Below are 12,398 nucleotides of genomic sequence, written 5' to 3' on the forward strand. Positions count from 1 at the left end.
GTCGACGTGCTCTGCGTTCGGAACGCTTCCGCGGATCGGACGTGCAGGCGGCGCAATCTACCACATGGCCGGGGGCCAGCGTCACCCGACGCCGCGCTGGGCACGTGGATGGAGGGACGAGGAGCCCAGCCCCGCGCCGCCGCTCGGCGCGATCGATCTCGCCGTGGTGCTCCCGTGCTGCCGGCGGCGGCCCTGCCGCTACAGGATGATCGGCTCGCAGTTCGTGTACTTGAGCGTCGAGATCATGAACGTCGATCCGCCGCTGCGGCGCTCCGCGAAGAAGATGTCGAGCGGGTAGTCCTTCCCGAGATCGAGGCCGAGATCCTCGGCCATCGCGTCGAGATCGAGGGTGTCGAACATGGCGCCGTGGACCCCGCCCAGATCCATCACCAGCTGATTGTTGATGAACACCCAGATGTCGTCGTCGCCGCCGAAGATGAAGTCGTCCCCGCCCCTGTACCTGAAATTCATGTGGAGCTCGAACGTGAAGCCGTAATTGTGGTCCCTGTCCTGATTGCCCCAGCCTTTGCCGTCGATGGGGAAGAACTCCCTGCTGGAGAAGAGACGAAACTCGCCATCGCTCACGTCGAGGGGGACGACGAACCGTATCGAACGGTTGACCCTCGGGACGTCCCGGAACCATTGATCGAAGTACTCGGGCCCGGTCGTGTACTCCGTGGCCCCCGCGTGGGCGTACACCGGCTTCTGGTCAGGGCCGAGCACGGGCTCGACGAGCCCCGGCAACCCCGTGCCCTCGAAGTGCTCGAAGTCCGGGTGCCCGCCGGGCGTGTCGTAGGCCTTGAAATCGCGCACCACCCCTTCGAGCCGCGGCGCGCAGCCGGCTTGCCCGCCGCTCGAGGAGGACGCGCCCGGGAAGGAGCCGCCGCCGACCGGCGAGAAGTCGCCGCCCAGGCCGGTCCCGGAGGAGCCGCCCCCCGTCCCGGAGAGGTCGATGGTTTTCCCGATGATCTCGGGGGTCGCGGTGCACGCGGCGAGCGCGAACGCCGAGAGAAGGAAGGCTGGCGATCGAGGAAGACCTGACACAAAACGGCGCATCTTCAGTGGCGTCTATAGCATATCGGGTCGACTCGCGCCCGCGCGCGTCAGCGGTTCTCGGCTGCGACTGAGACACCGTCCTCCGTCTCTCCTCCCCGTCTCTCCTCCCCGTCCTCCGTCTTCGTGCGCGTCCTTCGTGCGCGTGCGCGATTCGCCGGAATCAGCGCGCACGCGCACGGAAGAGCAAAGACGATAGACGGAGACGGAGACGGAGACGGAAGACGGGGACGAGAGACGGAGAACGGTGTCTCAGCTAAAAACCGCTCCAGCCCGCCGAGGCGCGACGTCATCGGCTCCGTTCAGCCCGCCTCGTCCTCCGGCCCATCGAAAACGCCCCGGTACACCTCGTCGAGCGGGAGCCTGCACCCGATCGACGCGAGCTCCGCGACGCCGCTCTCCCGCACGTCGTGGAGCGTCCAGGTGCCGTCGTCGTTGCGACGCAGGACCTCCACCCGCCGCCGCTGGTACGAGACGAGCACGTACTCGCGAAGCGACGGGATCATCTGGTAGTGGGCGAATTTCTCACCGCGGTCGTATGCCTCGCTGTTCGGCGAGAGCACCTCGACGACCATGACCGGGTTCAGGAGGCTGTTCTCGTCCTCCGGATCGCGCTCCAGCCGACCGCACACCACGCTGACGTCCGGGTACGTCGAGAGCCCTGTCGCCTGGACGCGCACGCGAACATCGGAGTTGTAGACACGGCAGCGCCGATCGACGAGCTGGCCGCGGAGCACGCTGGCCACGTTGACCGCCATGAGCCCGTGCTCCGGCGTGCCCCCGGCCATCGCGAAGATCTCGCCGTTCACATGCTCGTGCTTCGCCTCGCTCGCCTGCTCGTGGGCGAGGTACTCGGCGAACGTGAACGTCCGCTTCCGCGCGGGCTCGGCCATGATCAACCTCTTCCCCCATAGCGTACTGCGATGCCGCGCGCCGGGCGAGCCGCAGGAGCCGCCATCACCACCGGTCCTCGATCGCCTCCACCCGCACCTCGCACGCGTCGTCCCCCCGCAGCGGCGACTTCGTCTCCTGCACCCGGAACCGCGTCCCGATCTTGAACAACCCCCCGTACGTCTCCGCGTCGATCGGCCGCTCCGTCCCGAAATCCATGCGGTGGAGCAGCTGCATGATCGCGAGCGCCGTCCCCTGCTGGAACAGGAGCCGCGGCCGCGCCGTGGACCCGTGCTTCATCGCGTAATACGCGCTCTCGTGCGTGATCGGCGCCCGCAATACCAGCACCCGGCCCGGCTGGAACTCGGGCGCGGAGAGCGCCCCCCACCCGAGCGCGCGGGAGAGCCCGAGCAGCTGCTCCAGGCGCCCGTGCTGATCCCGGCCCACCGGACCGCACATCGCCTCGAACGACGCCGACGCGAGCATCCCCCCGAGCAGATGGAACGCGCCCGTCTGCGCTGCCTCCCGCACCAGCGCCTCGAACACCGGGACCAGCTCCGGAGACCGCCGCTCGATGAGGTGCACCGTGTCGAACGTCTTCTGATCGATGTACCCCACCGGCAAGAGCGCCAGGTTCACGCCGTACGCCGAGATGAGCCCGCGCTCGTCCGACCGCTGCGCCCCGAGCTCCTCCAGCATCGCGTCCCCCGTGCGCTGCGCCCGCGCCTCGGGGCCGCTCTCGGGCTCCCAGCTCACCCGCGCCGACTCGACCACCTTGCGCGTCAGCGCCTCGCCGAAGCGCGGCCGCTCCGAGCGCCGCGCCAGCAGGAAGGTGCAGGCCGCATCGCCCCGCGCGACGCACGTGACCTCGTCGGCGTCGAGCCGACCCCAGTCCGACGGGAACGCGAGGCTCGCCGCCGCCGAACAGTAGCCGGACGCGAACGCGTCCACGGCCAGCCGGTTCTGGATCCGACCGCCGTACTTCGCGTGGAAGCTCGTGCCGTGGAAGAGCGCCTCCGCCTGCACCGCGCCGCCCTCGGCGCTCAGCTCGAAGCGCAGGCGCCCCTGCCCCATCGCCGCGAACAGCTCGGCCGCGAGCTCGAGCTTCTCCTCCGGCGAGGCGCCGTGGCGCGCCGCGTACAGCGGGCCGAGCAGCGCGTGCGCCGCCTCGAACGCCGCCTGCCGGCGCACGCCGCGGCTCTCGCCGCCGAGCGCGTCGAAGATCGTCTGCTCCAGGAAGAGCGCGAAGTGGTGCGAGTGCGCGATCACCAGCTGGTCCGCCACGTGGAGCAGGCAGTGCGGCGCGATCGGCCCGAGCAGATCGCCGAGCGGCCCGTCGATGCGGCCCCGCAGGCCGCGCCGGAGCGCCGTCACAGGAGCCTCCGCAGCGCGGCGCGCTCCAGGCCCAGGATGTCCGCCACCGCCGTCTCGATGAGCACCGTCGCCTCCGCCCCCAGCTCGCCAGGGTGATCGAGCGCGAGCGGCGTCAGCCCGGCGCGCAGGGCGAGCCGCAGCCGCGCGACGTGCGGCTCCGGCGCGCGGGCCTCGAGCAGCGCGAGCAGCCGCTCGATCCGCGCGGCCTCGGCCGACGGCGGGTCCGCCGGCGGCGGCGTCCCCCCGGTCCGGCGCGCCGGGATGCTCGACGAGCCCCGCGGCGGCGCGGAGCGCGCGACGCCCCGCACGAGATCGTCCACCGTGTCCGCGCTGAGCGCCTCCTCGAACAGCCCCGGCGGGTCGCTCAGCATCTCCTCGGGCGGCTCCTCGAGCGGCAGCTCGGGCGCGAGCGCCGCGGCCAGCCGCTGCGCCACGAGCCGCGCCATGCCGAGCGGCATCGTGGCGTCGAACAGGCTCGCGACCACGCACGCGCGGACGCGGCGCAAGAGGACGGTCCGGCCGCTCAGCTCCAGGGTGACCACCGGGTCCGGCAGCTCCTCCCCGCGGCCGTGCGAGCCCGGCGGCTTGCTCGACGACCGCGCGCCGCGGCCGCGGCTCGAGCGGGCCGACGCCTCGCGCTCCGGGACGAGCCGCTGCGCGGCGAGCTGGCTCCCGAGGTACGCGTCGCGGAGCCCCGCGGCGACGTCGCCCGGCGAGAGGGCCGCGCCCTCGCGGACGAACAGGGCGTGGACGCGCGCGTCGCTGAGGTGGAACACGACGATCGCGTCGAGGCCGTCGACGCCGTAGCCGATGCTGTCGAGCGCGATCGGCGCGAGCGGATCGTCGTCGTCCAGCGCGCCCGCGACGGCCGCGATCTCACGGTCGAGCGAGGCCTCGCCGTACTCCTCGCTCACCCGACGACCCCGACCGCGGCGTCGAGCGCGTGCCGGCACGCGATGCGGACGGCGTGCGCCTCGCGCGGCATGAGCGGGACCGCGCGCATCAGGCCGACGATGTACGCGGCCGAGCGCGCCTGGAACCCGATGAGCTGGAAGAACGGCCCGTCGCCGACGCACAGCTCGAACCGCTGCGACGGCGCGCCCGGCAGCGCCGCCACGAGCGAGCCGATCGCCGACGCGATGAGGCCCGAGGCGGCGAGGCGCGCCTCGGTGTCGCGGATCGCGCCGGCGAACGGGAGGCCGGCCGCGTCCGCGAGGAAGACGTCGGTGGCGCCGGTCGCCTCGGCGATCCACTCGACCACCTTCTCGCAGCGCGCGAGCGGCCCGCCCGCCGCGGCGAGGTCCGGGAAGCGCGGCGCCGCGCGCCCCGCCGCGAGCGCCTCGACGGCGAGGTCAAGCCGATCCGCGAGCGGCTCGCGCGCCGCCACGAACGACGCCGACGAGGCGGGCGACGGCAGATCGAGCGCCTGCCGCGCGTCGCCGTCGTCGGCCGACGGGGGCAGCGCGCTGCGCAGGCCGAGCGCGCCGCCGGCGCCCACGCTCGACATCGGCGAGAGGTCGCTCGACGGCGCGAGCTCCTCGAACGACGGCGACAGCGGCGCCGCGGACACCGGCTCCACGTCCGCCCGCGCGGTCGGCGGTGGCCGCGAGTCGAACGACACGAGCGGCGCGCCCGCGGGGGCGATCGACGGCGCCTGCCGCTTCCGCGGCTTCGGCTGCTTGACGAGCGCCGCCGCGGTGAGGACGGCGCCGTCGAGGTCAAAGGAGGAGCGAGATCGGGCCATCGTCATCGTCCGGCGAGGTGGGCTCCAGGCGAACCAGCACGTCGTTCGCGAGCTGGTCGAAGACGCGCGCGAGCGGCGGAGGCCGCTTCTGCATGAGCAGGAGCGGCGCCCCGCGCAGGGACGCCTCGAGGAACGCCTCGTCGCGCGGGATGACGGTATCGAGGATGATCCCGTCGGGGAACCGGGTCCAGAGCGCCTCGGCGACGTCAAGCGACGCGGGCGCCTGCCGATCGAACATCGACAGCACCATGCCGAGCAGCGAGAGCCGCGGGTTCTTCTCGGCGCGGACGCGATCGATCACCGCGAGCAGCTGGCCGACCGACCGGAGCGCGAGCGGCTCGGCCTGGAGCGGCAGGAGCGCGTGCGTCGCGACCTCGAGCGCGCGCGTCGTGACCTTGCCGAGCCCCGCGGGGCAGTCCACGACCACGAGGTCGAAGTCCGGCGCGATCCTCGCGAGCACGCTCGGGAGCACGGGCCCGCGGGCGAGCGCGTCCTCGAAGCCCGGGACCGTCGTGGGGTCGACCCGGCCGACCGTGAGCACCTGAAGCTGAGGATCGCGCGTCCGGAGCAGCACCGACTCGAGGCGCTCGGCGCCCGTGAGCAGCTCCGCCACGCCCGGCCGCGCGCGGTCGGCGAGCCCCAGCGACAGCCCGAGGCTCCCCTGGGCGTCGAGCTCGAGGATCAGCGCGCGGTGACCCGCGCGCGCAAGGGCGAGCCCCAGGTTGAGGGATATCGTGGTCTTCCCCACGCCGCCCTTCTGGCTCGCGACCGCAATGACGTACATGGACTCCCCGACGGCGCGCAGTGCCGGCGCCCAGGGGGCATCCTAACAGGACGGACGCCGCCAGGGGCTAGAGCAGCGAGATCCGCTTCATCAGCGTGCCGCAAAGATCGCTCTGCGGGTTGCGCTCGCGCTCGATCGCGAGGCCGGCGCGGAAGATCTTGTCGGCGCTCTCGAGGTTGCCGAGCACCACGTGGCAGAGCCCGAGGAGCTCGTGATCGCCGGGATCGCCGTGGATCGAGACGAGCTCGGTCAACGCGGGCACCGCGGCGCGGTGGGCCTCGATCATCGCCTCGGTCGGCGTCGACGGGACGCCCTTGGCGAGGATCATGAGCCGCAGGACCTGCCGCTGGTCCTCGGGTCGGTGCTTGAGAAACTCCGGCTTCTGGAAGAGATCGCGGTAACCCCGGTAGGCAGCGTCGAGATTGCCCCCACGCGCGTGGGTGACGATGGACTTGACCGCCTGAACGAGCGCCTCATTCGCCATGACGAGACGATACACGGGCCGGCGCCCCGCGGGGAGGCCGCCGCTGCACCGCCGGCGCGCCGCGCGCGTCCGGCGCGCGTCCGTCGCGCGTACGTCGCCGTCGCTCGCACACGCGCGCCCATGCGCGATTCGTCCGCCGTTTCGCCGCCGTCGTGTCGCCGTCGTGTCGCGGCCTCTTCCGTGCGCATCCGTCGCCGTCGCTCGCGCCCGCTCCGAAGCGCCGGGCGCAGCGGGGCGTCGCTTGCGGCGCCGCTGTGCGCCGTGGTAGTCGCCTGGGGCTCAAGTGCCCATGCGCGCGCCCCGCTGGCTCTTCGCCTGCTGCCTGTCGACCCACGCGCTCGCCGCGCTGGCCGCGCCGGCGGCGCTCGCGCAGCCCGAGCCGCCGCCCGACGCGGCCGTGGCGCCGCAGATCCTCGAGCACGTGGACCCGGTGTACCCGCCCGAGCGGCTCGCCGAGGGCGTCGACACGACGGTCACGCTGTTCGTCACGGTCGAGAAGGACGGCACCGTCAGCGACGCGGCCGTGGCCGAGTCCGGCGGCGCCGGCTTCGACGAGGCGGCCATGAGCGCCGTGCGGCGGTGGCGCTTCTCGCCGGCCATGCGCGGCGGCGCGCCGGTGCGGGCGCGGATCCGGGTGCCGTTCCACTTCGCGCCCGGCCCCCACGAGGCGCCGCCCGAGCCGGCGCCCGCGACGCCCGACGCTCCGGCGGCGCCCCCGCCGCCCGCGCCGCCGGCGCCGAAGCCGGTGGAGTTCGCCGGGGGCGTCGCGGGCCCGCACGCCGTGGCCGAGCCCGGCAAGCCGATCGAGATCCACGTGCAGGGCCGCCCGAACCCGCCGCGGCGCGCGACGAGCGACTTCCGGATCGGCCGCGCGGCGCTCACCGCCGCGCCGCACGCGAGCGCCGCCGACCTGCTCCGCACGGCGCCCGGCGTCCACGTCGCGCACCCCGAGGGCGAGGCGGTCGCGCAGCGCATCTTCCTCCGCGGCTTCGACGCCGATCACGGCCAGGACATCGAGCTCCGGGTCGGGCCGATCCCGCTGAACCAGCGCTCGCACGTCCACGGGCAGGGGTACGCGGACCTCAACGTGGTCATCCCGGAGGTGGTGCGGTCGCTGCGCGTCGTCGAGGGCGTCTACGACCCGCAGCAGGGCGACTTCGCGGTCGCGGGCAGCGCGTACTTCGACCTCGGCGTCGAGGAGCGCGGGCTCCTGCTCAAGGGCACGCTCGGCTCGTTCGGCGCGCGGCGGCTGCTCGCGATCTGGGCGCCGGAGGCGCAGTCGGAGGACACGTTCGGGGCCGCGGCGGTGCGCGCCACGGACGGCTTCGGCGACGGCACGCGCGGGGCGCTCTCGGGCGCCGCCGTGGGCCAGTACCGGATGGTCCTGCCGGACGAGTTCTCGCTGCTGCTCCACGTGGCGGCCCACGGCAGCCGCGCGAACCTCGCGGGCGTGCTCCGGCGGGACGACATCGCGGCGGGGCGCGTCGGCTTCTACGACACCTACCGCGACCCGTCGGCTCGCTCGCAGTCGGCCGCGTCGACGCGGCTCCAGGTCGGGCTCCTCGCCGAGCGGTCGGACGACGACGGCTCGCAGAAGAGCGCCTGGCTGTGGGCGATGACGTCCGGGTACCGGAGCCGGATGAACTTCACCGGCTACACGCAGCGCTCGCGCGTGCGGCCCGCGTGGGCCGGCCGCGGCGATCTCATCGAGCAGTCGAACGAGGACGCCGCGCTCGGCGGGGGCCTCGCCTACCGCACGCCGCGGATCCCGCTCGCCTCGTGGCTCACCGGCCAGATCGCCGTCGGGGCCGAGGCGCAGACCGACGGCATCGACCAGGCGCAGAACCTCCTCCAGCCGCCGCAGAACGAGACGTGGGACCGGCGCGTCGACGCGTCGATCCGGCTGACCGGGATCGGCGTCCACGCCGACGCGCTGCTCGAGCTGTCGCGGTGGGCGCGCCTGCGCGGCGGCGCGCGCGCGGACGTGCTCGTCTTCGACGTGGACGACCGCCTCGGCAACTTCATCCCGGCGTTCCAGAAGGAGACGCACATCGAGGGGTTCCGGCGCACGGCGGCGGGCGTCGCGCTCGGCCCGCGGGCCACGCTGGAGGTCGACCCGCTGCCCGAGCTGCGGCTCTCCGCCGCGTACGGCCACGGCTACCGCTCCCCGCAGGCGCGGCAGCTCGAGGAGGGCGAGAACGCGCCGTTCGCGACCGTGAGGAGCTACGAGGTCGGCGCGACCCTGCGCCCCGTCAGCGGCCTGAGCGCGACCGCGGCCGCCTACGAGACGCGCCTCTCCTACGATCTCGCGTTCGACGCGGCGGAGGGCGGCCTCGCGCGCATCGGCCCGACGACCCGCCGCGGGCTCGTCGTCTACCTGCAGGCGGCGCCGAGCCCGGCGCTGACCGCGGGCGTGAGCGCGACCTTCGCCCACGCCACGCTGGACGCGCCGCCGCCGCCGACGCCCGAGAACCCGACGCCGCCGTACGTCGAGGGGCAGCAGCTGCCGTTCGTGCCGCCCGTGGTGGTGCGCGCCGACCTCTCGGTGAAGCGGCCGCTCGTCACGATCGCCGGCCGGCCGATCGTGGGGCGGCTCGGCTACGGCGCGACGTACCTCTCGCCGCGGCCGCTGCCGTACGCGCAGGCCGCCGCGCCGCTCCTCGTGATGGACGCGTCGCTCTCGCTCCGCCGTAGCCTGCGCGCGGGCGGCGACCCGGCGCAGGAGGGCCCCTGGATCGAGGTCGGCCTGGAGGCGCAGAACCTCCTCGACGCCGAGCACGCGGACACGGAGTACTCGTTCGTGTCGAACTGGCAGACCACGCCGTTGCCGTCGGCGCTGCCGGCGCGCCACATCAGCGCGGGGCCGCCGCTCACCCTCCTCGGCAACGTGACGCTCTCGCTATGAACGCCCGCAACGACCGCCTGGCCGCCCGCTGCATGCTCGCCCTCGCGCTCTCCGCGGCGCCGGCGCTCGGCTGCGCGGGCACCGGCCAGCCGGAGGTCTCGTACCTCGCGGTCGCCGAGCCCGCGCCGCCTGGCGAGATCGCCGCGGGCGCCTGGACGGTGGTGCTCGACGAGGCGTCGGTCGCCTTCGGACCGGTGCAGTTCTGCGCGGCCGAGTCGGGCTCGGCGACGCTCTGCGGCACCGCCATCGCCGAGCTGCTCTCGATCGTGCGCGTCGACCTGCTCGATCCCGGGCCGCAGCGGCTCGGTCGGGTCCGCGGCTTCGAGGGGGAGATCCGGAGCGCGTCGTTCGACTACGGGATCCATTGGTTCCTGACCGAGGCCGCGCCGGTGCGGTCGCCCGAGGCGCCCGGCGGCCACTCGGCGCACCTGCGCGGGCGCGCGACGCGGGGCGCTGACGTGCTCGAGTTCGTGGCCGACGTCGACGCGGTGCCGCAGTTCCAGGGGCAGCGCGCGGTCCCGAGCGTCGCGGCCGCGGCGACGGTCGGCGCCGAGCCGGTGCGCCTCGCGGTCCGCTTCGACGTGGGCGCGTGGGTCGCGCGGGTCGACTTCGACGCGCTGGCCGAGGAGGCTGCCGGTAACGGCGCCGGCGGCGAGGGCGCTGGCGGCGAGGGCGCCGGCGGCGAGGGCGCCGGCGGCGAGGGCGCCGGCGGCGAGGGCGCTGGCGGCGAGGGCGCTGGCGACGGCGGAACGCTCCGGGCGGTGATCGCGCCGGGATCGCGCGCGCACAACGCGCTGGTGATCGCCATGACGGCGCAGAGCCCGCCCGAGCTCGTCTGGTCGAGGTCGCCGTGAGGGGTCGCCGCGGCGCCGGCGCGAGGGCGCGCGCGCCGCGGCCGCGGCGGCCGCTCCCACGGCGGCCGCGCCCTCGCGCGGGCTCCAGCGCGCGCGGCCTGGTGCTGCTCGCGCTCCTCGCGCAGCTCTGCAGCCTGACGCACGCGCTCTTCGTCCGGCACGCCCGCTGCGAGCACGGCGAGCTGGTCCACGTGGGCGCGCTGGTCCACACCGGCCACGCCGTGGGCGCCGCCCGCGCTTCCGGCGCCGCTCGCGCCGCGCCGCGCGCCGAGGCCGCAGCGCCGCAGCACGCAGAAGGGCCGGCGCCCGGCCCCGGCGATGAGGCCGCCGAGCAAGGCGCGCTGCGCCACCTCGACGACGATCACTGCGACGCGTTCGCGCTGCGCGGCCAGCTCGGCGCGCCGGTTCACCGGGTGGCGGAGGCCACCCTGCTCGAGGTGCTCTGCCTCGACGCGCTCCGGCCCTCGCCGGAGGTCCGCCCGATCCCCCTGCTGATCCTGGCGCCGAAGAGCTCTCCGCCCGCGGCCTGATCGGCGAGGCGACAGGGTGATGCGAGCGCGGCGCGCGAGAGCGCGGGATTGCGCTCGCCGGGCGCGCTCGTGCGCGCTCGTCCGGATTTCCAACGATTCGAGGAGCTTTGATCATGCAGAGAACGGGACAGGCAAGCATCGTGGCCGCGGCGGCCGCGCTCACGCTGATCGCGGGTTGCGGCGACGACGGCGCGGGGTCCGGGACCGGCACCGTACAGATCTTCGTGGAGCCGGAGGACACCATCCCCGAGGGCCTCGAGCCCGGCACGGGGGAGGAGAACATCGCGGACGGCTGGAAGGTCACCTACGATCGATTCCTCGTGACCGTCGGCAACGTGCGCGCGGCGCGCTCGGACGCGCAGGAGACGCTGAGCGATCCCTCGGTGTTCGTGCTCGACCTCAAGAACGCTCCGGCCACGCGGTACGTGATCGCGGAGTTCGAGGGCGTGAGCGCCGTGCGCTGGGACCGCTTCGGGTTCGACCTCCCGAACGCGCGGGAGGGCGCGAAGACGCTCGCGCCGACCACCGAGGCCGACGTCGCTTTCATGGTCGAGAGCGGCTACTCGGTGTTCTTCGAGGGCTCCATCGAGAAGGAGGACGGCGAGTCGTGCCCGCCTTCCGGGGAGTGCGTCCCCGCGAAGGAGGTGCGCTTCAGCTGGGGTCTCTCGGCCGGCACGTCGTTCGACGACTGCGCGACCGAGGACGAGCTGCCCGGGTTCAGCGTTCCGACGGGCGGGACGATCGCGGTGAAGCCGACCATCCACGGCGATCACTGGTTCTTCGACAACATCACCGCGGGCGTGGAGCTCACGAAGCGCTACGCGCAGTACATCGCCGACTGCGACGTCGACGGCGACGGCGAGACGACGATCGAGGAGCTCAAGAAGGTGAAGGTCGCCGACGTCTTCGGCCAGGAGTACAACCTCGCCGGCGCCCTCGGGGAGATCGAGACCGCGTACGATTACGTGGTCGCGCAAGCGCGCACGCTCGGCGACTTCCAGGGTGATGGCGAGTGCCCGAGGCGCGCGCTGCTCCCGTGATCGGCTGACGGTGCCCCGGCCGCGCCGGTCACGACCGGCGCGGCGCGCCTGAGCCTCGTGTCAGCGGGTCATCGAAGGAACGTCCATGCGCAGCGCCCGAGGCCGATCCTGCAGAGCTGGCCCGGTTCCTCGCTGGTACCGACCGTGCGATCCACGGTGCATTCGCACACGAGCACGTCCTCGGCGTTGAGGTCGCACGCGAAGCCAAGAAAGCGGCCGTCGCAGGGAGGCCTCCACGGCAGCCGTTCTATTCGCTCAAGCAGTAAACATCGCTGTCGCAGTTCGGCACGGGCGACCAGCCGCCGACGCCGCCGACGCCGCCGACGCCGCCGCCGCCGACGACGCCGTCGAACCCGCCGAACCCACCGACGCCGCCGCCGCCGTCGAGCCCGCCCGCCCAGCCGCCGTCGCCGTTGAACCCGCCGACGCCGCCGTACCCGCCCACCCCGCCGACGCCGACGCCGCCGTACCCGCCCACCCCGCCGCCGCCGACGCCGCCGAACCCGCCGACGCCGACGCCGACGCTCACCACGCTGGATCCAACGGCGCCGCTTGCGCCGGGTGAACATGAACCGTCGCTCGATGAGCTGCTGTCGACGCAGGGCCCTGTCCCCGCACCGCCGGTGACATTGACGACATCGATCACCTTGACGTCGCACGCGGACGTGATGAACAGCGCGGCCGCGGCGAGCCGCATGAGGAATTCAAAGGCAGAGTTGCGCATGGTCCGATCCCCCTC

At 74.0% G+C, this 12,398-nt stretch carries 12 protein-coding genes; 4 read left to right on the forward strand and 8 right to left on the reverse strand.

Annotated elements, in window-relative coordinates:
• Positions 1-198: 198 nt before the first annotated feature.
• From WMF26_RS40630 to WMF26_RS40660, 7 genes are all read right to left on the reverse strand, one after another.
• A complete protein-coding gene (locus tag WMF26_RS40630) occupies positions 199-1,044 on the reverse strand; it encodes a fibro-slime domain-containing protein (protein WP_437997115.1) in 846 nt (281 codons plus the stop codon).
• 311 nt (positions 1,045-1,355) lie between these two features.
• Positions 1,356-1,946 (reverse strand): Uma2 family endonuclease, encoded by a 591-nt coding sequence (locus tag WMF26_RS40635; RefSeq protein WP_437951495.1) that lies wholly within the window; start codon positions 1,944-1,946, stop codon positions 1,356-1,358.
• A gap of 64 nt (positions 1,947-2,010) precedes the next feature.
• Positions 2,011-3,318, reverse strand: coding sequence for a hypothetical protein (locus WMF26_RS40640; protein WP_437997116.1), 1,308 nt, complete (start codon positions 3,316-3,318; stop codon positions 2,011-2,013).
• Complete coding sequence (locus tag WMF26_RS40645; protein ID WP_437951497.1) at positions 3,315-4,232, reverse strand: hypothetical protein; 918 nt, start codon at positions 4,230-4,232, stop codon at positions 3,315-3,317. Before WMF26_RS40645 ends, WMF26_RS40640 begins: the two co-directional genes overlap by 4 nt.
• The gene (locus WMF26_RS40650) at positions 4,229-5,062 is read right to left on the reverse strand and encodes a hypothetical protein (RefSeq protein WP_437951498.1); all 834 of its coding nucleotides are present in this window, start codon (positions 5,060-5,062) and stop codon (positions 4,229-4,231) included. Before WMF26_RS40650 ends, WMF26_RS40645 begins: the two co-directional genes overlap by 4 nt.
• Positions 5,037-5,846, reverse strand: a complete 810-nt coding sequence (locus tag WMF26_RS40655; RefSeq protein ID WP_020740128.1) for a ParA family protein — start codon at positions 5,844-5,846, stop codon at positions 5,037-5,039. The genes WMF26_RS40650 and WMF26_RS40655 overlap by 26 nt, the downstream gene beginning before the upstream one ends.
• A gap of 67 nt (positions 5,847-5,913) precedes the next feature.
• Positions 5,914-6,330: a hypothetical protein gene (locus tag WMF26_RS40660; protein ID WP_129579198.1), complete on the reverse strand. Its 417-nt coding sequence runs from the start codon at positions 6,328-6,330 to the stop codon at positions 5,914-5,916.
• Between the two features lie 289 nt (positions 6,331-6,619).
• On the opposite strand from WMF26_RS40660, the gene WMF26_RS40665 reads away from it, so the two are divergent.
• From WMF26_RS40665 to WMF26_RS40680, 4 genes are all read left to right on the forward strand, one after another.
• Positions 6,620-9,235 carry a TonB-dependent receptor domain-containing protein gene (locus WMF26_RS40665; RefSeq protein ID WP_437997117.1) on the forward strand — a complete coding sequence of 872 codons (2,616 nt, stop codon included), beginning with the start codon at positions 6,620-6,622 and terminating at the stop codon, positions 9,233-9,235.
• Positions 9,232-10,089 (forward strand): hypothetical protein, encoded by an 858-nt coding sequence (locus WMF26_RS40670; RefSeq protein ID WP_437997118.1) that lies wholly within the window; start codon positions 9,232-9,234, stop codon positions 10,087-10,089. The genes WMF26_RS40665 and WMF26_RS40670 overlap by 4 nt, the downstream gene beginning before the upstream one ends.
• Before the next feature lie 101 nt (positions 10,090-10,190).
• Positions 10,191-10,619, forward strand: coding sequence for a hypothetical protein (locus WMF26_RS40675; RefSeq protein ID WP_437997119.1), 429 nt, complete (start codon positions 10,191-10,193; stop codon positions 10,617-10,619).
• A 113-nt stretch (positions 10,620-10,732) separates the two neighbouring features.
• Positions 10,733-11,659, forward strand: a complete 927-nt coding sequence (locus WMF26_RS40680; protein ID WP_437997120.1) for a hypothetical protein — start codon at positions 10,733-10,735, stop codon at positions 11,657-11,659.
• 247 nt (positions 11,660-11,906) lie between these two features.
• On the opposite strand, the gene WMF26_RS40685 is transcribed toward WMF26_RS40680, so the two are convergent.
• Entirely contained in the window at positions 11,907-12,383 is a 477-nt protein-coding gene (locus WMF26_RS40685) for a hypothetical protein (protein ID WP_437997121.1), read from the reverse strand.
• Between the last annotated feature and the right edge of the window lie 15 nt (positions 12,384-12,398).

It is taken from the genome of Sorangium sp. So ce185 (assembly GCF_051526825.1).
GTDB classification, from domain to species: Bacteria; Myxococcota_A; Polyangia; order Polyangiales; family Polyangiaceae; genus Sorangium; species Sorangium cellulosum_D.

Bases quoted from the DNA above. Each gene is read 5' to 3' on its own strand.
- WMF26_RS40670 (WP_437997118.1), top strand. From the start codon at position 9,232: ATGAACGCCCGCAACGACCGCCTGGCCGCCCGCTGCATGCTCGCCCTC.
- WMF26_RS40685 (WP_437997121.1), bottom strand. From the start codon at position 12,383: ATGCGCAACTCTGCCTTTGAATTCCTCATGCGGCTCGCCGCGGCCGCG.
- WMF26_RS40635 (WP_437951495.1), bottom strand. From the start codon at position 1,946: ATGGCCGAGCCCGCGCGGAAGCGGACGTTCACGTTCGCCGAGTACCTC.
- WMF26_RS40660 (WP_129579198.1), bottom strand. From the start codon at position 6,330: ATGGCGAATGAGGCGCTCGTTCAGGCGGTCAAGTCCATCGTCACCCAC.
- WMF26_RS40680 (WP_437997120.1), top strand. From the start codon at position 10,733: ATGCAGAGAACGGGACAGGCAAGCATCGTGGCCGCGGCGGCCGCGCTC.
- WMF26_RS40655 (WP_020740128.1), bottom strand. From the start codon at position 5,846: ATGTACGTCATTGCGGTCGCGAGCCAGAAGGGCGGCGTGGGGAAGACC.
- WMF26_RS40650 (WP_437951498.1), bottom strand. From the start codon at position 5,062: ATGGCCCGATCTCGCTCCTCCTTTGACCTCGACGGCGCCGTCCTCACC.
- WMF26_RS40665 (WP_437997117.1), top strand. From the start codon at position 6,620: ATGCGCGCGCCCCGCTGGCTCTTCGCCTGCTGCCTGTCGACCCACGCG.